26 protein-coding genes, 1 tRNA gene and 1 riboswitch are annotated in these 20,122 nt (G+C 61.7%); of the genes, 10 read left to right on the top strand and 17 right to left on the bottom strand.

All coding sequences use genetic code 11. The features are described 5' to 3' along the window. The first annotated feature begins 44 nt into the window (after positions 1-44). Positions 45-716 carry a DedA family protein gene (locus tag B0G73_RS28320; RefSeq protein ID WP_106284478.1) on the top strand — a complete coding sequence of 224 codons (672 nt, stop codon included), beginning with the start codon at positions 45-47 and terminating at the stop codon, positions 714-716. A 128-nt stretch (positions 717-844) separates the two neighbouring features. On the opposite strand, the gene B0G73_RS28315 is transcribed toward B0G73_RS28320, so the two are convergent. From B0G73_RS28315 to ydfG, 11 genes are all read right to left on the bottom strand, one after another. Further along, a complete protein-coding gene (locus B0G73_RS28315) occupies positions 845-1,657 on the bottom strand; it encodes a mechanosensitive ion channel family protein (protein ID WP_106284477.1) in 813 nt (270 codons plus the stop codon). 232 nt (positions 1,658-1,889) lie between these two features. Then, entirely contained in the window at positions 1,890-2,348 is a 459-nt protein-coding gene (locus B0G73_RS28310) for a hypothetical protein (RefSeq protein ID WP_308706152.1), read from the bottom strand. A gap of 260 nt (positions 2,349-2,608) precedes the next feature. Then, positions 2,609-2,684 (bottom strand) — tRNA-Lys (locus tag B0G73_RS28305). A gap of 177 nt (positions 2,685-2,861) precedes the next feature. After that, positions 2,862-3,611, bottom strand: coding sequence for a tol-pal system protein YbgF (gene ybgF, locus B0G73_RS28300; protein WP_106284476.1), 750 nt, complete (start codon positions 3,609-3,611; stop codon positions 2,862-2,864). Between the two features lie 19 nt (positions 3,612-3,630). After that, positions 3,631-4,140 carry a peptidoglycan-associated lipoprotein Pal gene (pal, locus tag B0G73_RS28295; protein ID WP_012431817.1) on the bottom strand — a complete coding sequence of 170 codons (510 nt, stop codon included), beginning with the start codon at positions 4,138-4,140 and terminating at the stop codon, positions 3,631-3,633. Positions 4,141-4,172: 32 nt separating this feature from the next. Then, complete coding sequence (gene tolB / locus B0G73_RS28290) at positions 4,173-5,465, bottom strand: Tol-Pal system beta propeller repeat protein TolB (RefSeq protein ID WP_106284475.1); 1,293 nt, start codon at positions 5,463-5,465, stop codon at positions 4,173-4,175. Between the two features lie 139 nt (positions 5,466-5,604). Then, complete coding sequence (gene tolA, locus B0G73_RS28285) at positions 5,605-6,639, bottom strand: cell envelope integrity protein TolA (RefSeq protein ID WP_106284474.1); 1,035 nt, start codon at positions 6,637-6,639, stop codon at positions 5,605-5,607. Further along, a complete protein-coding gene (gene tolR, locus B0G73_RS28280) occupies positions 6,636-7,082 on the bottom strand; it encodes a protein TolR (RefSeq protein WP_012431820.1) in 447 nt (148 codons plus the stop codon). Before tolR ends, tolA begins: the two co-directional genes overlap by 4 nt. A 10-nt stretch (positions 7,083-7,092) precedes the next feature. Beyond that, on the bottom strand, positions 7,093-7,770 hold the full coding sequence (tolQ, locus tag B0G73_RS28275; RefSeq protein WP_007179119.1) for a protein TolQ: 678 nt from the start codon (positions 7,768-7,770) through the stop codon (positions 7,093-7,095). Between the two features lie 155 nt (positions 7,771-7,925). Next, entirely contained in the window at positions 7,926-8,405 is a 480-nt protein-coding gene (gene ybgC / locus B0G73_RS28270) for a tol-pal system-associated acyl-CoA thioesterase (RefSeq protein WP_106284473.1), read from the bottom strand. A gap of 70 nt (positions 8,406-8,475) precedes the next feature. Next, a complete protein-coding gene (gene ydfG / locus B0G73_RS28265) occupies positions 8,476-9,222 on the bottom strand; it encodes a bifunctional NADP-dependent 3-hydroxy acid dehydrogenase/3-hydroxypropionate dehydrogenase YdfG (protein ID WP_106284472.1) in 747 nt (248 codons plus the stop codon). A 241-nt stretch (positions 9,223-9,463) separates the two neighbouring features. Beyond that, a riboswitch (ZMP/ZTP riboswitch) is annotated at positions 9,464-9,572 on the top strand. A gap of 166 nt (positions 9,573-9,738) precedes the next feature. On the opposite strand from ydfG, the gene glyA reads away from it, so the two are divergent. The 7 genes from glyA to B0G73_RS28225 all read left to right on the top strand — a co-directional run bounded on the left by glyA (position 9,739) and on the right by B0G73_RS28225 (position 14,539). Beyond that, positions 9,739-10,986, top strand: coding sequence for a serine hydroxymethyltransferase (gene glyA / locus B0G73_RS28255; protein ID WP_012431824.1), 1,248 nt, complete (start codon positions 9,739-9,741; stop codon positions 10,984-10,986). Between the two features lie 6 nt (positions 10,987-10,992). Continuing rightward, complete coding sequence (gene nrdR, locus B0G73_RS28250; RefSeq protein ID WP_012431825.1) at positions 10,993-11,475, top strand: transcriptional regulator NrdR; 483 nt, start codon at positions 10,993-10,995, stop codon at positions 11,473-11,475. A gap of 204 nt (positions 11,476-11,679) precedes the next feature. Next, on the top strand, positions 11,680-12,240 hold the full coding sequence (locus tag B0G73_RS28245; protein ID WP_258193610.1) for a GspH/FimT family pseudopilin: 561 nt from the start codon (positions 11,680-11,682) through the stop codon (positions 12,238-12,240). Further along, on the top strand, positions 12,237-12,683 hold the full coding sequence (locus B0G73_RS28240; protein WP_106284470.1) for a hypothetical protein: 447 nt from the start codon (positions 12,237-12,239) through the stop codon (positions 12,681-12,683). The genes B0G73_RS28245 and B0G73_RS28240 overlap by 4 nt, the downstream gene beginning before the upstream one ends. Beyond that, entirely contained in the window at positions 12,680-13,492 is an 813-nt protein-coding gene (locus tag B0G73_RS28235) for a PilW family protein (RefSeq protein ID WP_106284469.1), read from the top strand. The genes B0G73_RS28240 and B0G73_RS28235 overlap by 4 nt, the downstream gene beginning before the upstream one ends. A gap of 47 nt (positions 13,493-13,539) precedes the next feature. Beyond that, a complete protein-coding gene (locus B0G73_RS28230) occupies positions 13,540-14,100 on the top strand; it encodes a hypothetical protein (protein ID WP_374957039.1) in 561 nt (186 codons plus the stop codon). Between the two features lie 10 nt (positions 14,101-14,110). Beyond that, positions 14,111-14,539, top strand: a complete 429-nt coding sequence (locus tag B0G73_RS28225; protein ID WP_106284468.1) for a type IV pilin protein — start codon at positions 14,111-14,113, stop codon at positions 14,537-14,539. A gap of 48 nt (positions 14,540-14,587) precedes the next feature. On the opposite strand, the gene B0G73_RS28220 is transcribed toward B0G73_RS28225, so the two are convergent. The 4 genes from B0G73_RS28220 to B0G73_RS40170 all read right to left on the bottom strand — a co-directional run bounded on the left by B0G73_RS28220 (position 14,588) and on the right by B0G73_RS40170 (position 16,264). After that, positions 14,588-15,067 (bottom strand): DUF3318 domain-containing protein, encoded by a 480-nt coding sequence (locus tag B0G73_RS28220; protein ID WP_106284467.1) that lies wholly within the window; start codon positions 15,065-15,067, stop codon positions 14,588-14,590. A gap of 120 nt (positions 15,068-15,187) precedes the next feature. Next, positions 15,188-15,574, bottom strand: a complete 387-nt coding sequence (locus tag B0G73_RS28215) for a phage holin family protein (RefSeq protein WP_106284466.1) — start codon at positions 15,572-15,574, stop codon at positions 15,188-15,190. A 132-nt stretch (positions 15,575-15,706) separates the two neighbouring features. Next, positions 15,707-16,009 carry a YqjD family protein gene (locus tag B0G73_RS28210; RefSeq protein ID WP_011486909.1) on the bottom strand — a complete coding sequence of 101 codons (303 nt, stop codon included), beginning with the start codon at positions 16,007-16,009 and terminating at the stop codon, positions 15,707-15,709. Positions 16,010-16,027: 18 nt separating this feature from the next. Next, a complete protein-coding gene (locus tag B0G73_RS40170; protein ID WP_146144245.1) occupies positions 16,028-16,264 on the bottom strand; it encodes a hypothetical protein in 237 nt (78 codons plus the stop codon). An 87-nt stretch (positions 16,265-16,351) separates the two neighbouring features. Here B0G73_RS40170 and B0G73_RS28205 point away from each other — a divergent pair, with 87 nt between their 5' ends. Further along, complete coding sequence (locus tag B0G73_RS28205) at positions 16,352-16,990, top strand: peroxiredoxin (RefSeq protein ID WP_106284465.1); 639 nt, start codon at positions 16,352-16,354, stop codon at positions 16,988-16,990. Positions 16,991-17,139: 149 nt separating this feature from the next. Here the strand turns inward: B0G73_RS28205 and B0G73_RS28200 are convergent, their stop codons facing one another. After that, complete coding sequence (locus B0G73_RS28200; protein WP_106284464.1) at positions 17,140-18,330, bottom strand: acyl-CoA dehydrogenase; 1,191 nt, start codon at positions 18,328-18,330, stop codon at positions 17,140-17,142. Between the two features lie 104 nt (positions 18,331-18,434). Here B0G73_RS28200 and B0G73_RS28195 point away from each other — a divergent pair, with 104 nt between their 5' ends. After that, complete coding sequence (locus B0G73_RS28195; RefSeq protein WP_106284463.1) at positions 18,435-19,220, top strand: IclR family transcriptional regulator; 786 nt, start codon at positions 18,435-18,437, stop codon at positions 19,218-19,220. A 40-nt stretch (positions 19,221-19,260) separates the two neighbouring features. Here the strand turns inward: B0G73_RS28195 and B0G73_RS28190 are convergent, their stop codons facing one another. Further along, the gene (locus B0G73_RS28190) at positions 19,261-20,094 is read right to left on the bottom strand and encodes an EAL domain-containing protein (RefSeq protein ID WP_106284462.1); all 834 of its coding nucleotides are present in this window, start codon (positions 20,092-20,094) and stop codon (positions 19,261-19,263) included. Positions 20,095-20,122: the final 28 nt, after the last annotated feature.

Here is a 20,122-nt window from a genome sequence, read left to right as displayed (position 1 = left end):
GGCTGTTCTTGCCATCGTCATATTCGCTTCATAAAGGATTCTCTTTGGACACGTTGCTACATTTCGTCAACCTTGTCTTGCACATCGACAAGTTCCTCGGAGACTTCATTCATGTCTACGGCGCCTGGGTCTACGCAGTGCTGTTTCTGATCGTGTTCTGCGAAACCGGGCTCGTGATCCTGCCGTTTCTGCCGGGTGATTCGCTGCTGTTCATCGGCGGCGCTTTTTGCGCGACCGGCGAGATGAACATTGGTTTGCTGATCGTCTTGCTGCTCGTGGCGGCCATCGCCGGCAATACCGTCAACTATATGATCGGGCGGGCCATCGGGCCGCGGGTGTTCAATTCGCACATTCCTTTTCTCGAACGCTTTCTCGATCGCAGCGCGCTGCAGAAGACGCACAACTTCTACGAGAAGCATGGCGGCAAAACCATCGTGCTGGCGCGTTTCATTCCGGTCGTGCGGACCTTCGCGCCGTTCGTTGCGGGTGCATCGGAAATGACCGTGAGCCGGTTCCAGTTGTTCAACTTTGCCGGCGCATTCTTCTGGGTGTTGCTGCTGACGTTGCTCGGCTACTTCTTCGGCAACATTCCGTTTATCCGTCAGTATCTGAATGTGATCGTGCTGGTGGGTATCGGCGCGGCGGTCGTGCCGGTCTTGCTCGGGGCGCTGTGGAAGATGATGCGCAAGAACACGTCGAATCCGAGCAACCGTTGAGGTTTTCGTGCTAGAGGTATCCAGATGAAAAACGGCGTCGCGAATTTCGTGACGCCGTTTTCTTTGGTGCTTCTGAATCTCGTGAATTTAACGATTGGACGCGAGCCATTCACGCGGCTCGACGATGCTCACGTCACCGCACGCGGCGCCAGTGGCGTTTCCGGCGTCGGGTAGCCGGCTTCCTTGAACGTCTGGATGATCGCGCGATTGGTGTCGAAATAGACCTGCCAATAGTGCTCGTTGTTCGTGTAGGGCCGCACACAAAGCAGGGGGCCTTCCGGCGTGAAGGTCAATACTTCGATGTCCGGCGCGGGACTCTCGGCCACGTTCGGAATCTGTGTGACGGCCGCCTTCAACCGGTTCATCGCGTCCGTCGGATCGACGCCGTTGGCGATCTTCGCCGTCAACTCGACGCGCCGCACCGGGAGAATGCTGTAGTTCGAGATGGTGTCGGAAAAGATCTTGTTATTGCCGACGATGGTCGTCACGTTGTCCGGCGTCACGATGGTCGTGCCGAATAGACCCAACTCCGAAACCGTGCCGGTGACGCCGCCCGCCGTGACGAAATCACCGACCTTGAACGGACGCAAAACCTGCATGAATACGCCCGCCGCGAAGTGGGCGAGCAGACCGCCCCAGGCAGTGCCGATAGCGAGCCCGAGGCCGGCGAGCAGCGCGGCGAACGACGTCGTCTGGACACCGAACACCTGCAGGATCGCCAGGATCAGCAGCAGGTTCAGCAGTGCGCCCAGAATCGAGCCGAGGTAATGCGCCAGCGTGGGATCGACCCGGCCGTTGCGCGCGAGCACTTTGCGCAGTAGTCCGATAATCAGACCGATGAGCCACCGGCCGACGATCCAAAGGACGATTGCTCCGACAACCTTGGTGCCGAGGTCGATGCCTCGGGTCATGATGAACACGCGTACGGTTTCGAGATCCAAGATGTTCCTCGTTGGGTGAGTTGCCTTCGACTGATTGAACAGCGGTGGTGCAATACAGCGGCGAATGCCCGATGACGGGCGCAAGCGGTAACTCAGGTAACACTCGGTCTTCGGACGTTATAGGCGACGGCGCGGGCATCCGCAAGGACCGTTCCAGTGGCTGATATGGCGTGTCCAGCGGGAAAAGCAGGCGATTCAGCGCACGCCTTCGTTGCGATGACGCTTGTCGTGCCTACATCGGCAGATTCGATTTCGAATACGGTGAAGTGTGGATGACGAGCGGCTTGTCGGCGCTGACTTTCGCGCGGCGGGCAGCGCGACGCCAGGTAAGAGCCACGATGATCGCGAGCAGGTATGCGCCGCTGCGCTCGAAAAACGCAGTCGATGTGCTGAACTGACCGTAGCGACTCTGCGAATCGGCGAACACTAAAAAGGTCAGCGCAGCATCGAGCAGGCATGCAGTCGATGCCAGCGCGGCGAATATATGCGAGCCATTGAGTGACGCGCCTGGGACGAAGCGGTTGCACAGGTGACAGACGGCCAGCACGAAGGCAAGCAGAGCCAGGTTCGAGAACAGATCGAACAGAAAATTAGTCATATGGGTGAAATGAAAGCGCAGGGGGCTGCGGCGTTGCCAAAGCGTCTGCTCACGCAGAGTCGCAGCGTGTTTCGCTGAACCGGCGGCGATCATTGCACGTCTGTATGTCTCAATAAATGTTCAGTTCGGAGTCCGTTGTTTCCTGTCTGTGGCAATAGCGTTGGCGCGGGAAAACGCCGGTCGTGCTGTGGGAAATGGTGGTGAGTGTTGCGGGAAAAGTCCGCAGCTAGATCGGTGAATATATGCAGCTGTGATATAAATTTTGCGAGCGGTCTTGCGGGATTGCATTGCGCAACCCGAGCCGCAAAAAGAAAAGGGCTCGCACGCCAATGCGTGCAAGCCCTTGAATCTTTTGGTAGGCCGTACGGGATTCGAACCTGTGACCAACGGATTAAAAGTCCGCTGCTCTACCAGCTGAGCTAACGACCCAAAAGAGAAGCGAAATTATAGCGATAGCTTCGGCGCGCTGTCAACCCATCGCACCGATCCGCATTTCAAATAGTGAAAAGCCCGGGCAGACCGCCCGAGCTTTTCAGCGAGAGGCGCGCGTGGCTATGACGTCGGTCACTGCGCGTTACTGCCAACTACTTGAGTAATACCACCAAACTACTTGATCTGCGACAGCTTGCTCTGTGCCGACTGCGCGACGTCCGAGCCGCCATATTGCGCGACGATCTGCTCCAGCGTCTTCTTGGCCGCAGCCTTCTGACCTTGCTCGAGCTGATTGTTAGCAATTGCCAGCAGCGCTTCCGGCGCCCGCGGATGCTGCGGATATTTCTGCACCACACCCTGCCAGGTTGCCGTCGAACCCTTGTAGTCGCGCAGTGCATACAGCGCGTTGCCGAGCCAGTACTGCGCGGTCGGCTGGTATGGGCTGTTCGGGAACTTGGAGATGAAAGCGCGGAACGATGCCGCCGCGTTCTTGAAGTCGCCGTTGCGGAATTGCTGTGAAGCCGCGTTGAACGAATCGGTCTCACCCGGCTGCACCTCGCCCTGGACGCCGTCCACCGTCTGCTGCTGCGGCTCGAATTTCTTCAGGCGCGTGTCCAGATCGGTGTAGTAGTCCTTCTGCTGCTTCTGCACGGTGGCGAGCTGGTTGGCCATGTCCTCGTTCTGCCCACGCAGCGTCGCGACCTGCTGATTCAACTGGTCGAGACGGTTGGACTGATCGAGGATGGTGCGCTGCGCGGCCGACAACTGACTCGACAGGCTATCGGTCTTCGAACGCAGATCGAGAATAGCCTGACGGGCCTGATCGTCGTCGAAGATGCCCGCATGCGCGGGCACGGCCGCGAAGGCCGTGCCTGCGACGCAGGCCGCTGCGGCAAAGCGCAGCCAGGAGAAACGATGCGTCATTCGGCTCATCACCCGTTACTTACTGTTGGTACACGAGGTCGGCGCGGCGGTTTTGTGCCCACGACGATTCGTCATGACCCGTAGCTTGCGGCTTTTCCTTGCCGAGGCTCACGGCTTCCATTTGCGAGTCCGTCACGCCCATCAGCGACAGCGAACGGCGCACGGCTTCAGCACGCTTCTGGCCGAGTGCCAGGTTGTACTCGCTGGTGCCGCGTTCGTCGGTGTTGCCCTGGATCAGGACGTGGCGTTGCGGATGGCTCTTCAGGTATTGCGCGTGTTGTTGCAGCAGCGATTGATAGTCGTCCTTGACCGAGTAGCTGTCGAAGTCGAAGTAGATGCTGCGCTTCGCGAGCGGGCTGTTCGGATCGTTCAGCGGGTCGACATTGACCGTTGCGACATCGTTCGGGTTCGGCTGCGCCGAAACCGTACCACCCTTGTTAGCGTTTTCATCGAGCTTGACGCCCGAGTGACATGCTGCCAGTGCACCGACCATCAATACGGCGAAAGCGAAGCGAAGTTTTGACATCATTTGAGTACTCTCCTTGTGTTATTGCATCAACGTTATTGCATAAACGGGCCCCAGGATGGCTCGCGTACGCTGCCACCCTGAACGGACAGGACCTGCCGAGTGCGACCGTCGGTCGAAACTGCGGCCAACACGCCACGGCCGTTCACCTGTGTGGCGTAAAGAATGTACTGACCGTTCGCCGCGAAGCTCGGCGATTCGTCATGTGTCGTGTCCGTCAGGCCTGTGGCGGTGTTGCCTTGCAGGTCCTGGATATACAGCTTGAACCCGCCGCCGACGCGCGAGATATAAGCGAGCTGTTTGCCGTCCGGGCTCACGCGCGGGCTCGTGTTGTAGCTGCCCGTGAACGTGACGCGTTGCGCGGCGCCGGCGTTTTCACCTTGCGCCGACATCTTGTAGATCTGCGGCTGGCCGCCACGGTCGCTGGTGAAATAGATCGACTGGCCGTCAGGCGAGAAGCACGGTTCGGTGTCGATCGAGCTGCCTTGCGTGAGACGGCGCAGGCCGCTGCCGTCCGCGTTGACGGCGAAAATCTGCGTGTTGCCGGTGCGCGAAAGCGCGACGGCCAGCGTGCGTCCGTCCGGCGACCATGCCGGCGCACTGTTGTTACCCTTCTGGTCCGACACGACAATGCGGCGGCCCGTGGGCAGATCGTGGATGTAGACGATCGGCTTCTTCTTTTCGAACGAGACGTAAGCGACCTTGGTGCCGTCTGGCGACCATGCCGGCGAGATGATCGGCTCGGGGCTCGACAGCGCGATATGCGCGTCCTGGCCGTCCGAATCGGAGATCTGCAATTGATAACGGCCGCCCGTCTTGATGACGTACGACAGGCGCGTGGCGAACACGCCGCGACCGCCCATCAGCTTCGCGTAGATGTAGTCCGCGACCTTGTGCGCGCTCATGCGCAGGCCGCTTTCCGGGCTCACCAGCACGAGGCCGCCGAGGCTTTCGCCCTTGACGGTGTCGTACAGCTTGAAGCGCACTTCGTACTGGCCGTTCGGCAGACGGTTCACGCTGCCCGACACGAACGCGTTGGCGCCCTTGGCCTTCCAGCTGCCGAGGTCGACGGAATCCGTTTCGGCTACCGGCGTGGAGCCCGCGTCGATGTTCGTGAATTTGCCGCTGCGTTGGAGATCCTGACGCACGATCGTGCTGACTTGCTGCGGCGAGTTCGCTTCATTGGCGAAGTTCGCCGTTGCGATTGGAAACTGGGTGGACCCGACGCCTGTCACGAGGACGTTGAGTTGTGCGTGGGCGGCGCCGCCAACGGCGATCAGGCACGACGCTACAAGTGTCCGCAGGCCTAGCTTGGTCATCAAACTCATGCTGTATGGTTTCCCCAAAAACGGTTTACTAACGCTTCAAGACAGCAGACAGACCCGAAAAGAACTAATTCGTTCCCGAGCGCGCCCCGGTGGGCAGGGCGCAGAGTCTGCTGTCAACTGACTGTCAAACTACTGTGAATCAACCGGCCGGGCGCAACGTAATCAGGAAGCTTGGCGGCGTCTTGCCATTGATGTCCTGAGGCATCGGATCGGTACGCTGAACCGCTCGTAGCGCGGCGTCGTCCCACGCAGCGTTGCCACTGCTGCGCGAAATCGTGGCACCCAGCAAGGTACCCGTCGGTGAGCAGCGCACGGAGACCACCGTCTCCAGACCGCTCGTTTCGCCGCCCCACGAGATATTCGGGCGCACGGCACGCCGCACCTTGTCGGAGTACCCCGGCGATGTCGCCGTGCCCCCCGAGCCGCTGCCCGTGCCGCTCTTGCCAAGCCCATCGCTGGTGGTCGAGCCGGTGCCGCCGGTCGCGAGGCCTTGCATTTGCGCGAGTCGCGCGCGACGTTCGGCATCCAGCTTCTTCGCTTGCGCCGCGGCGTCGGCTTGCGCCTTGGCCTTCGCGGCTTTCTGCGCGTCGGCTTTCTTCTGCGCTTCGGCCTCGGCCTGCTTCTGCTGTTCCTGCTGCTGCTCTTTCAACTGCTGTTCTTTCAGCTGCTGCTGCTTTTGCTGCTCAGCCAATTGCTGTTGCTTCTGCTTGTCGGCCTGCTGTTGCTGCTGCTTCTGTTTGGCTGCCGCGGCTTTCTGCGCGGCGAGTTGCGCCGCCTGCTCCGCCGCAAGTTGTTGCTGACGCTTTGCCTCGGCTTCCTGCTGCGCCTGCAGTTTCTGCTGACGTTGCTGTTCAGCCAACTGCGCCTCGCGAGCCGCTTCCTGCTGCTGACGTTTCTTTTCCTGCAGCGCGATGTCGGCCTGTTCGTCTCGCACCGGCGGGGCAGGGGCCACGGGAACGGGCACTGGCGGCGGCACGGGACGCGGAATCGCAGTATCCGGCACTTCTGTCCACAGCTCCGCTTCCGCGCCTTCCGGCGTACTGTTTTGCCACTGAATGCCGTGGTACAGGAAGAACCCGAGCAGCGCGTGCATCACCAGCGCGAACGCAAAGGCTCGCCCGGTGCCGCGTTCACGCGGTGGCTGGAGCGGGTATTCGGAATTCTTGCGGATCATTGCGATTTGACGAGCAATCCAACGCGCTTGACGCCGCGAGCTTTCAGTTCGGACATCACGTTCATGACGACTTCGTACTTGACGGTCTTGTCGGCCGCGATCACGACGGGCTGATCAGGATGCGATTGCGCGCGATCGGCGATGAAGCCGTTCAGATCGGCTTTCGTCATGTTCTCCTGCTGCTGCGCGCCCGAATCGTCCTTGTATTTGACGCTCATGTTGCCGTCCGCGCGAATGTTCACGATCACGGGCGGCGTTTGCTGCTGCGGCGCGGCGCCGCCGACGGTCGGCAGATTGACGATCGACGGGGCCACGAGCGGCGCGGTCACCATGAAGATCACGAGCAGCACGAGCATCACGTCGATGTACGGCACGACGTTGATGTCGGCCATCGCGCGGCGCGAGCGGCTGCCGCGCATGCTGGAGGAGCGAGAGCCTGCCATCGTGGACTCCTTACTGTGCCTGACGCTGCAGGATGTTCGAGAACTCTTCGATGAAGGTTTCGAAGCGGATTGCCAAGCGGTCGATATCGTGCGCGTAGCGGTTGTAGGCAACCACGGCCGGAATCGCGGCGAACAGGCCGATCGCGGTGGCGGTCAGCGCTTCGGCAATGCCCGGCGCGACGTTGGCGAGCGTGGCCTGCTGCACGTTGGCGAGGCCGCGGAACGCATTCATGATCCCCCACACCGTGCCGAACAGACCGATATACGGGCTGACCGAACCGACCGACGCGAGAAACGCGAGATTGGCTTCGAGCACATCCATTTCACGCTGGAACGCAGCACGCATGGCGCGCCGTGCGCCGTCGAGAATCGCGCCCGGATCGTTCAGGCGCTTTTCCTTGCCCTTCAGGAATTCGCGCATGCCGGACTCGAAAATCCGTTCCAGTGCGCCGATGGTGTGCCGGTTGTTCGCGGCGCTTTGATAAAGCGCCTGCAGGTCGCCGCCCGACCAGAAATCGCGTTCGAAACGCTCAGTTTGCGCGCGCGCCCGGCGGATCGCAAACCACTTGCGGAAGATGAAAGTCCACGACAGCAGCGACAGCAACAGCAGCAGAGCCATGACAGCCTGCGCCAGCAGGCTTGCGTTAAGTACGAGTGAAACGATCGACAGATCTTGTGTAGTGTTCATAAAGGTTCGTTTTAACGTCCCGGAAGGGGGCGTCCGGCTGCAAGGCCACTCGAAGCTTGCCGTGAGCAAAACGGAAGCATCGGCGATATTGCAAGCCGAACCATGCTTTGTGTTGCTTGATCGTTACGAGTTCACTGGCCCCATAACAACGGGGTTCAGTCTTTATCCGTTGACACGCCGGGCTCGCTCGCGCTTGGCCCGCGCCGCAAGGCGGCAAGAACCGGCGAGGGAATCGCGGTCGGCCGCAGCGCAATGCGGTCCACGCAGCCGACCCGGACGGAACCGGTAGCAAGCAGCGTGCCGTCCCGCCACGCTTCCTGCGCGAAATCGACCGACGCTCTGCCGAGCCGCTCGATCCGGCTGACCACGTTGACCATGTCGTCTAGCCGGGCCGGCGCCCGATAATCGACCGCGGTGCTGCGGACGATGAAAATCGCGCCCGCTTCGTCCGCGAGCCGATTCTGGTCGACGCCGCACGCGCGCAGCCACTCGGTGCGCGCACGTTCGAAAAATTTCAGGTAATTCGCGTAAAACACGATGCCGCCGGCGTCGGTATCTTCGTAGTACACGCGGATTGGCCACGTGTAGCCGATTTCCTCGCCGGGCTGGCTGGTCGACATATTCATGCGGCGCATTTTACCGGAACGCACACCCGCAGGTCTGTTTCAAGATGTGCGCCCCGTCCGGCGGGCTTCAGCCGGGATTTCAGCCGCGATGGACGGACAATGCGGAGAACGATTGCGCCACCGGCATCAGTTCGATCGTGTTGATGTTGACGTGCGCCGGGCGCGTGGCGATCCAGTAGATCGAGTCGGCGATGTCTTCAGGCGTCAGCGGCTGCACGTTTTCGTACATTTTGCCGGCCTTCGCGTCGTCGCCGCGAAAACGCACGTTCGAGAATTCGGTGCCGCCGCACAGGCCCGGCTCCACGTTCGTCACCCGCAGTGCGGTGCCGGCGAGATCGGCGCGCAGATTCAGGCTGAACTGATGCACGAACGCCTTGGTGGCCCCGTAGACGTTGCCGCCCGCGTACGGCCAACTGCCGGCTGCCGAGCCGAGATTGAAAATGTGGCCGCGATTGCGCTCCACCATGCCGGGCAGGAGGGCATGCGTGACTTGAACGAGCCCTGTACAGTTGGTCTCGATCATGGTGTTCCATTCGTCAAGATTCGCTTTCTGCGCCGGTTCGATGCCGAGGGCAAGGCCGGCATTGTTGACCAGCACGTCGATGGCGGCGAAATCGGCCGGCAGCGAGGCCGGCACGGCTTCGACGGCGACGCGGTCGCGCACGTCGAGCTCGTACGGCAAAAGCGCGTCGCCGAGTTCGTCGGCGAGTTCTTGCAGGCGGTCTTTGCGGCGAGCAGTGGCGACGACGCGATGGCCGCCTTTGACGAAGGCGCGAGCGATGGCGGCGCCGAATCCCGCGGACGCTCCGGTGACGAACACGATCATTGCAGTGGTTCCCAGGCTGGTAGGAGAGAAAGGCCCCAAGCCTACTTCCATTGCGGCGCTGCGGCAAGGATGAACCAGCCGTACGAGAGGCCGCGGCAAGGACGCGCCGCGAGTTTCCGCAGGGTTTCCCTCAGACGTTTGCGCACCGCATGAGACGGCTCTGGAGCCCGCCCGTCGGGCACCTGTGAAAGCGCCCGCAACCCGGTTGCCTATTCGATCCGCTTCCAATAAACTAACGCGCTCATCCCTGCGTGACTGGCGATAGAACCGGTTCAAACAACCGGGTTCAAGGTGGAACAACCCACCGTGAAGCGCGGGGTGCCGTTTTGCCGTTCGCCTGGGCAGCCGTGATCCGCGCGCATTGATCTGCGCTGACGGTGGCTGTCCTGCCTCGCGTGTGCGGCGACTCTCCATCCGCCACGTCAGGGCTGGCCCAGCCGCCAGCAGCGCTGCGTACCCTCTACGCAAGATTCGGCGCACGATCCGGTCAACCTGAACACATTCAACGGAATCCGTATGTTTGACAGAGCCCAAAGCACCATCGCCAACGTCGATCCTGAACTCTGGAAGGTCATCGAGCAGGAAAACCGCCGTCAGGAAGAACATATCGAACTGATCGCGTCGGAAAACTACACGAGCCCGGCTGTCATGGCTGCACAAGGCTCGCAACTCACGAACAAGTACGCTGAAGGGTATCCGGGCAAGCGCTATTACGGCGGCTGCGAGTACGTTGACGTCGCCGAGCAACTGGCGATCGACCGCGTGAAGCAACTGTTCGGCGCCGAAGCCGCGAACGTGCAGCCGAACTCCGGCTCGCAGGCCAACCAGGGCGTGTTTTTCGCCATGCTCAAGCCGGGCGACACGATCATGGGCATGAGCCTCGCGCACGGTGGCCACCTTACGCACGGTTCGCCGGTCAACATGTCGGGCAAGTGGTTCAACGTAGTCAGCTACGGCCTGAACGAAGCCGAAGACATCGACTACGATGCCGCGGAGAAACTCGCTCAGGAACACAAGCCGAAGCTGATCGTGGCAGGGGCGTCCGCGTTTTCGCTGCGTATCGATTTCGAACGCATGTCGAAAATCGCCAAGTCGGTCGGCGCGTACTTCATGGTCGACATGGCGCATTACGCCGGCCTGATCGCCGCGGGCGTCTATCCGAACCCGGTTCCGCACGCCGATTTTGTCACCACCACCACGCACAAGAGCCTGCGTGGCCCGCGCGGCGGCGTGATCCTGATGAAGGCCGAGTTCGAAAAACAGATCAATTCGGCAATTTTCCCCGGCATTCAAGGCGGTCCGCTGATGCACGTGATCGCCGGCAAGGCTGTCGCGTTCAAGGAAGCCCTGTCGCCGGAATTCAAGGCATATCAGCAGCAAGTCGTCGAAAACGCGCGCGTGCTCGCTGAGACGCTGGTCAAGCGCGGTCTGCGCATCGTGTCGGGCCGCACCGAAAGCCACGTCATGCTCGTCGACCTGCGTGCGAAGAAGATCACCGGCAAGGCTGCGGAAGCCGCGCTGGGCGCCGCTCACATCACGGTCAACAAGAACGCGATCCCGAACGATCCGGAAAAGCCGTTCGTGACGAGCGGCGTGCGCCTCGGCTCGCCGGCCATGACCACGCGCGGTTTCGGCGTCAAGGAAGCGGAGCAGGTGGGTAACCTGATCGCCGACGTGCTCGACAATCCGGAAGACGCCGCCACGATCGAACGCGTGCGCGGGCAAGTCGCTGAGCTGACGCAGCGCTTTCCCGTTTACCGCTAAGCCGCCATGCATTGCCCCTTCTGCCGTCACGCCGATACGCAGGTGGTCGACTCGCGCGTATCCGAAGACGGCGCGACGATTCGCCGGCGCCGCCGCTGCCCGGCCTGCGACAAACGTTTTACGACGTATGAGCGGGTCGAGCTGGCGTTGCCGTCGGTCGTCAAGAAGGATGGTAGCCGTACTGAGTTCGACCGCCGCAAGATCGTCGCGAGCATGCAACTGGCGCTGCGCAAGCGCCCGGTGGCAGCGGACGCGATCGACGCCGCGGTTGCCCGCATCGAGTATCTGTTGCTCGGCAGCGGCGAGCGCGAAGTGCGCAGCGAGCGCCTGGGCGAGCTCGTGATGAATGAATTGCGTGCGCTCGATACCATTGCCTACGTTCGTTTTGCTTCCGTCTACCGGCGCTTTGAAGACGTCTCCGAATTCGAAGACGTGATCGAAGAATTTCGCCGCGCCTCTTCTCCTCCCAAGCCTTCCCGCAAGCGCTGAACGCAGTCGCATCGCGCGTTGCGTTTGAATTCCCGTTCTGTTCCGCGTTGTTTCGCGCATCCGCATCTCCCGCTGCCGTAATGGTTCGTCGCGTGCATTTTTGCGCGGACTAGCGTCTGAGTGCCACCTGGCCGTTCGGCCGATTGTTGGACGATTTGCAAACGGCTAGATTGGCTGCATTCTTCGAATCGATCAGGGATGCAGATGAATCGGAACGCAGTCCGTCCGCCGCGATATCGTGGCTTCACGCTTGTCGAAACACTGGCTGTTATCGCGCTGCTGGCCGTGGTCGCTGTGATGGCCACGCCGTCATTCGTATCGTGGCACGTGCGAGACCAGGTCGACGCCCGCGCGAAGGCGCTTGCCTCGACGCTCGCTTATGCGCGCAGTGAAGCGCTACGCCGAGGCGCACGAGTCACCGTATGCCGCATCGACGCAGCGCGGCATTGTCTTGCCGCGGGGCAACCGTGCGGCAACGGCGTCGCTGACTGGTCGTGTGGTTGGGCCGTGCTGGCCGAACGAGGCGGTGCGCTATCGCTATTGCGTGCGCAACCTCTGCTTGCGGCCGTGAGCATCGCCGGCACGCAGACGAATCTCACGTTCACGCCCCCGGCGGGCCAATTGATCGGCACGTTTCGCAGTTTCGATATCGCGCCGCGTGCACCGTCGAAAGCGACACAAGGAGACAAGTGGCGACGCTGCATTCGCATTGCGGCGGGCGGCCGCGCGCGGATCGTTGAGGGCGCATGCGGAGCCGCGTCATGAGCCGATATTCGCGGAGTCCGCACTCGCGCTGCCGCGAGTCCAGGTGGGTCGGCAGTTCATTGATCGAAGTCATGCTGGCGGTCGCGTTGATTGCCGTCACGGCGCTCGGCTTGATCGCCGGTCAGTTATGGACCGCGCGCGAGGCCCGCGCGATGTCCCTGCGCGAACATGCTGCCTGGATAGCCGATTCCGTCGTGGAGGCCATGTGTGCTCCCACTTCGGGCGACTCCGCAATCAGACAATGGAACGCGCGGGCAGCGAAACTTTTGCCGCACGGCGACGCCTCGGTGGGTGACATCGGGGGCGTGTCCGCTGCACGCGTGACTTGGGCATCGCTGCGCGACTTGCCACATTCCGACGACGTGATCGACAAGCCCGCGCCTTGCGGCGGAGTGGATCTGCCCGTGGGCTCTTCATGCGTCGTGCTGGCGTTTGCAAAATGACGCGGCGTTCGAACCCTGCTCGCGGCCATACCTTGATCGAATTCGTGATCGCGATGGCGTTGGGGCTGCTGGTGACCGCGGGTGCCGTCTCGCTCTACAGGACGCAGCGGAGCGCATTCGAACGCGCGAGCGATGCGATGCGGATTCGCGAAGCCGGTCTGACTGCGCTGACGCTGATCGGCCCGCAATTGCAAATGGCCGGCTTCGTACCCGCGGACATCGCGCGGTACAACAGCCCACCGCCGATGTTCGGATGTTCGGGCGGCCGCCCGGTCGGCGCCGACGATAGCCTCGCCTGCGAGACCTTGCCCAGTCACTCGGATGGTGTCGCGGTCCGTTATGTCGGGGACAACGTCTCCACGTGGCCATCGACCAGCGGGCAAACGACCGACTGTCTCGGTCAGGCCGTCCCTGGCAGCAGCGCCGCGCTCGGCGACCAGGGCGTGCCGGTCGTCAACCGGTACTTCGCGAGGGTCAGCGGTTCGACCGGTGAGCCGGAACTTTACTGCGAGGGCAACGGCAAGCCGGGGTCCGCGCAGCCGCTGGTAGAAGGCATCGAGCGCTTGCGGATCAAGTGCTGGCTAGCTGGCGGGCTGGCCGCAATCGACGCGTCGTCTGTGATGGCCGATCAATGGGCGAAGATCGTCGCCGTCGATCTTTGCGTGCTCGTACGCGGCATGCCGCAGGGGCAACAGCGTGCGCGCTATGTCGATTGCGATGGCGTAAGTGCTCTCGGTGCGGATTCACGACCGCGCCAGGCGTTCTCGCGGCGTGTTGCGATACGCAATCACGTGGAGGATTCGCTGTGACGAAGCCACGAAGGGAAAAGCAGCCGTGCCGGACCGAGGGGAAGTGCATGAGACGTCACGGTCAACTGGCAAACCTGGCAAACCTCAGCCGAACGCGGTGCACCGTGCCGAGCACCAGGCAACGGGGCGTGGTGCTGCCGATCGTCCTGCTGATTTCATCAATGATGCTGGTCACTTCAGCAGCCTGGTTCGAAACGTCGCTGGCGGCTGCGCGCGGCACCATCAACGTTCGCGAGTACTTGCAGGCCTTTCATGCCGCGGATTCGGCGCTAACCTTATGCGCCCGCAGTGTCATCGCGGCTGCAAGCACGCAGTCCGCGGCACCGCTGCCGGTCGCATCCGGCGTGCCGGCGCAATGGAAACTCGCAGCGGCATTCGAAGCAGGAGCCGTCACGCCCGTGGCGCAATGGCCAGGATCGCTGCGCGCACCGCAATGTCTGATCGAGGCCTGGCGTCTCGCCACTCGTGCCGATGCGCGAGCGTATTTATTAACTTCGCGCGGTTTCGGCCGCGCCGGCGAATCGCAGGTATGGCTGCAAATGGAACTGGTGGTCGATGGAGAGAAGATCGAACGTCATTGGCGCCGCGTTGCCGCCAGGCCATTTTGACGGAGGCGGCATGAAGTCGCATGCATCCGGATTCACGCTGCTCGAGTTGATGATCACGCTGGCGATCGCCGCCACGCTGGCCGTCTTTGCCGTGCCTTCGTATCGCAGCCATGTTGCGCGAACCCATCGAATCGACGCGGCGTCCGCGCTCTATCGCGCGGCTCAATTCATTGAAGGAGCGGCAAACGACAGCGCGCCAACATTGCCCCCGGGCCTCGATCAGGCGCCGCAATTCGGCACGGCCGTCTATCACCTGTACGTGCTGCCCGCAGACGATGCAAACGGTGGCTATGCGATCGAGGCAACGCCGAGTGAAGCCGGGCCGATGCACGACGACACGTGCGGCATTTTCACGCTCGATGCGACAGGACTACGTGGCAACAAACCCGCGGCAACCGGTTCGACAGCCGCCAGCGGCGACTGCTGGAATACGAGCTAGCAAACCGAACCGAGCTGAACCGAGGCGGAACGCCACGCGGCGTTTCCCTCAGTCTCGACTATCCGCCGACTCAACCTTGCCGCCCGATGACGCCGCTGAATCCCGCTTCATCTGCTGCCAGATCCGATAGGCTTCCCACGCGGCAAGCCCAACGCTGCCCCACTTGAGCACGGGTTTGGCGCCGGCTACGACAGTTGTGCGCAGGGGCTTGGCAAGCACGATCGAAGCGATCGAGCTGATGAGCGGATACTGTTTGAGGAGGGCGCCGATGCTGCCCGCGTTAAGAAAGCTCGCCTTCGAGCCTTTACCAACGCGCATGCCGCCGAAGCCCGGCAAAATGAATTTGAGCCAACTGAAGTGCGTGACGGCTTGTCGCAACTCGATGGTCGCCTGAGCGAGTTCCATGCGCTCGACATCCGCGCGCACCAGCAGCAACTCCTTGCGCAGTGCGCGCAAATGCGGTGCGCTCAGATCTTTGGCCTGGTGGCGCTTGTTACGGAACGCGGTATCGGAATGGATCTGGCTCATGGCGTGTCGACGGCAGTGAAGGTGGAGCAACGGAACGGCGCTGCAATTCGCGCAAGGCTGTTAGGCAAGACGCAGAACCAAAGACGCGAGGCGCGATGTCACACCGTGGCGTCTTCCGGGTCACGGTTTGCGGAACACGTCGCGGTCTTTTTCAAACTCTGCGAGGGTCGCCTCGAACACCATTGGCGCATTGCGCAAACCGCTGCGCGCTTTCAGCGCACAGGCTAGTCCCGCGATCGCATAGACCGCGGTGATGCCTGCCAGCGCCTGCCAGCGGTAGGTGTCCCAGAACGCGATGGCGATCAGCGCAGTCAGCGCGATCAAGGCCATGGTGGCAAGCATCATCGCGGCAAGACCGAGGAACAGCACGGCCAGCAAACGGTCCTTTTCTTCGGCGAGCTCGATGCCGACCAGTTCCAGCCGCGTCTGCAGAATGGCAAACACGGAACCGATTATGCGGCGCAACGGACTATGTTCTCCGCGCTGCGATTGTGTTTCGATCGTCATGGCTGTGGGCGTTGCGCGTGAAGGTCTAACCGGCGCGCGCGCGCGCCAGAAGAAGCGGACCGGCAAGGCGTGCGCCGGTCAACTCGGTTCGCTGGTGCGCCGGACGAAATACGCCCGGCGGCATCGCCAGTGTTACTTGCGGTTGATCAATAGCCCAAGCAGCACACCGGCGCCGGCGGCAATGCCGATGGATGCCCACGGATGCTCGTGCACGTAGTCGTCCGTGGCGCGGGCCGCTTTCTTGCCTTTTTCCACCACCACGACCTGAACGTCGGCCGCCTTTTCCCTCGCTTGTTTCAGGCGCGTCAGCGCCGTTTCCCGCAATTCGGAAGCGCGCTCGCCGGTGGCGCTCGCGGCCTGTTTCAGCAGATCTTCAGCGTCCGCGAGGACGGTTTTGATATCCGACATCAATCTCTCCTTGTTGATTTCCGACATTGACAGCTCCCCTTCGTCTCACGCCACGCGTGAATCGTAACCAAAGAAACGGCCGCTGGCGAGCACAGGGCCCGGTTGGTTGACCAGATCGCACGAACCGTTCCCGCTTGAAGCATAGCCACAAACAACGCCGTCGCCACACAACGTGTAGACGAAGTTTGCTTGAGATGGAGTTGATCTGTCCCGCAAAGTTTCCTCCAAATCGGTGAAAATTACAAAAACGCATAAAGTAGTGACGCGATGTTGGTTCGTCATACACCGTCACTCCCGTATGCTTTATCGTTGCGGGGCGCCGCGCGTGAACGCTCGCGCGGCAATGTCCAAACCTACAGGAGATGCACAATGAGTCTACGTCTTGGCGATATCGCACCGGATTTCGAGCAGCAGTCGAGTGTCGGCCCGATCAAATTCCACGAATGGCTGGGCGATAGTTGGGGCGTGTTGTTCTCGCATCCGGCCGATTTCACACCGGTCTGCACGACCGAACTCGGCTTGACCGCCAAGCTGGCCGACGAGTTCGACAAGCGCAATGTGAAGACCATCGCATTGTCGGTGGACAGCGCCGAGTCGCACAAAGAGTGGATCAAAGACATTAACGAGACTCAAGCCGCCAGCGTCGGCTTCCCGATTCTCGCGGACGGCGATCGCAAGGTTGCCGAGCTGTACGACATGATTCATCCGAACGCCAATGAGACGCTCACGGTGCGTTCGCTGTTCGTGATCGACCCGAAGAAGAAGGTGCGCCTGATCATTACCTATCCGGCGAGCACTGGCCGCAACTTCGACGAAGTACTGCGCGTGATCGATTCGCTGCAACTCACCGACAGCCACTCGGTTGCCACGCCGGGCAACTGGAAGCAGGGCGATGACGTGGTCATCGTCCCGTCGCTGAAGGATGAGGAGGTCATCAAGCAGAAATTCCCGAAGGGCTACAAGGCATTGCGTCCGTATCTGCGCATGACGCCGCAGCCGAACAAGTAAGCGGCTGATGCGCTACGAAGCGGGCCGCTAACCGCGGCATGCTGGGTCGAATAAAAAAAGCCGGTTCAAGAGTGAACCGGCTTTTTTATTGTGCTGCGCAAACCCGCGGCAATCGGCGCAACCCGCGCGATTCGCGCTTCAGAAAACCTTCAGAAAAAAGCCTGAATGCCGGTTTGCGCGCGCCCCAGAATCAGCGCATGAATGTCGTGCGTGCCTTCATAGGTGTTCACCACTTCCAGATTCACCAGATGCCGCGCGATGCCGAACTCGTCCGAGATGCCGTTGCCGCCGAGCATGTCGCGCGCGAGCCGTGCAATGTCCAGCGCCTTGCCGCATGAATTGCGCTTCATGATCGAGGTGATCTCGACGGCCGCGGTGCCTTCGTCCTTCATGCGGCCGAGACGCAGCACGCCTTGCAGGCCGAGCGTGATTTCGGTCTGCATGTCAGCGAGCTTCTTCTGGATCAACTGGTTCGCGGCGAGCGGCCGGCCGAACTGCTTGCGATCCAGCACGTACTGACGCGCGGTGTGCCAGCATGATTCAGCCGCACCGAGCGCGCCCCAGGCGATGCCGTAGCGCGCGGAATTCAGGCACGTGAACGGTCCGCGCAAGCCGCTGACTTCGGGGAAACGGTTCTCTTCCGGCACGAACACTTCGTCGAGCACGATCTCGCCGGTGATCGACGCGCGCAGACCCACCTTGCTGTGGATGGTAGGCGCCGACAGTCCCTTCCAGCCCTTCTCGAGAATGAAGCCGCGGATCGCGTCCTTGCCGTTTTCCTCGAGCTTCGCCCACACGACGAACACGTCGGCGATCGGCGAATTGGTGATCCACATCTTCGAGCCCGACAACGAATAGCCGCCGTCGACCTTCTTGGCCCGCGTGACCATGCTGCCCGGATCGGAGCCGTGATTCGGCTCCGTCAAGCCGAAGCAGCCGATCCATTCGCCGGTGGCGAGGTTCGGCAGGTATTTCTGCTTCTGCGCTTCCGAGCCGAATTCATAGATCGGCACCATGACCAGCGACGACTGCACGGACATCATCGACCGGTAGCCCGAATCCACGCGTTCCACTTCACGCGCGATCAAACCGTACGCCACGTAGTTCAGACCGGGGCCGCCGTATTGCTCAGGAATGGTCGGGCCGAGCAGGCCGAGTTCGCCCATCTCGCGAAAGATCTCGATGTCGGTCTTCTCATGACGGAACGCTTCGAGCACGCGCGGCTGCAGCTTGTCTTGCGAGTAAGCCGCGGCGGCGTCGCGCACCATGCGTTCGTCTTCGGTGAGTTGCTGATCCAGCAGCAACGGGTCTTCCCAGTGAAACTGCGCGGCCTCGGCCATGGCTTATCTCCTGATTCCTTGCTTGACGGAAACGTGTTTGCGCTTGACTTGAGTTCCGCTATGCGAAACAATGTTTTGCAAACCACGTCCGAGTGTATCACCCCATGACGCCGACATCTACTCTCTCCGAACCGCTCGACGAGCGCAAATTTGTCGTCGCGCTGGCGCGCGGGCTGGATTTGTTGCGCGCGTTCAAGCCGGGCGAAACGATGCTCGGCAATCGCGACTTCGTCGAACGCACGGGTTTGCCGAAGGCGACCGTCAACCGTCTTGCCTATACGCTGACTGTGCTCGGTTATCTGCGGCTCGACGAAACGCTGGGCAAATACGCGCTCGACGCCGGCGTGTTGTCGCTCGGTTTCGCGCTGCTCTCGGGTACGGACACGCTCGAACTCGCGCGCCCGCACATGCGCGTATTCGCACGCGACGTAGGCGCGGCAGTTTCGCTCGGTTGCCGCGACGGGCTCGACATGATTTATCTGGAGACAATCCGCAGCGAAACCGCGTTGACGCTTGGGCTGGCATCCGGTTCGAAACTGTCGATGCTGACGAGTTCGATGGGCCGCGCCTATCTGGCCGTGCAATCGCTCGACGTGCGCGCCGCGTTATTGGCGGAATTGAAAAAGGCGGCCGGCAAGGCGGGCGCCGAACTGGTCGCCGACGCCGAGCAGGAAATCGCCGCCTTCGCCGAGCAGCGCTGTTGCTATTCGTTCCGCGCGTGGCATGACGACGTCAACGCGGTCGCGGTGCCGTTTCGCGAGCCGCGCGAAGGGCGCTGGCTGGTGCTGAGTTGCAGCGGGCCGGCTTCGTCGATGGGAGAGGATGTGTTTCGTGACAACGTCGCGCCACGGCTGTTGGCGCTTGCGCGGCGTTTGGGCGAGACCGGTTGAAGCGGGCGGCGCGGGTCAACGCACCAAGCCAACCCGCTGCTCAAACGGCCCGGTCGTGATAATGCGCATTGAACAATGGCCCTTGCACGAAGCGCACGTCGTACTGCTGCAACGCCTCGAACTGCGCTTCATCCACCACACGGTTGAAGATCAGCGGAATTCGCAACCGGCCTGCATAACCCACTAGCGGTTTAACGGTGGCATCGCGCAAAGCGGTCCCTGCATCCATCTTGAGAAAGTCGAGCCGCGCGGTCTCCGACACCGACAGAATCTGCCCCGCGTTGGACAGATTGCCCGCCACCTTGAAGCCGTAGTGCTGGTAGCTCTTGGTCAGATAGCCGAGAAAAGTCTTGTGCGCGACCGCCGCTGCGGGCAACTCGATCACCACTCGCGACGGGTTCAATCCGAACGACACCAGCACGCTCGAAAAATGCCGCCCGTGGTCGTACTTCACGCTCTTGAGCAGCCGCTCGTGCACGCGCAGAAAGAGCAGACCATGCCGCTGGGCGCCAAAGAAATTGATGGCATGCAGCGCACGCGACATGCGGTCGAGCGCGACCAACTCCTGATCGTCGGCGATGCGATCGAACGGATCAAACACGTCGAACGGCGCCGCGTCGACCTGGTGCGTGACGGCCTGGAAGCCGAGTTCGTCGCCGAAACGATCCACGCCCTCGACCCCCGACGAAAGCGACTGCGCCAACGCATGCACGCTGATATCGAAGATCGGCTCATACGCGCTGGCGAGTTCGAACCCGTCGAATTGCGCCAGCGCGACGTCGTGATGCAGGCCTTGCCCCATCACCAGATGCTCGCCAAGAAACGGATGGTCGGCGGAGCGGGCAATGAGGTTCGGAATGGTCGGCGGGATCATGTAGACGTATGGATGGCGATAGTGAGGC

The sequence above is a fragment of the Paraburkholderia sp. BL25I1N1 genome (genome assembly GCF_003002025.1).
Taxonomy (GTDB): domain Bacteria; phylum Pseudomonadota; class Gammaproteobacteria; order Burkholderiales; family Burkholderiaceae; genus Paraburkholderia.
Note: the sequence above shows the minus strand (reverse complement) of the source record. Positions and strands in the feature narration are given on the sequence as shown.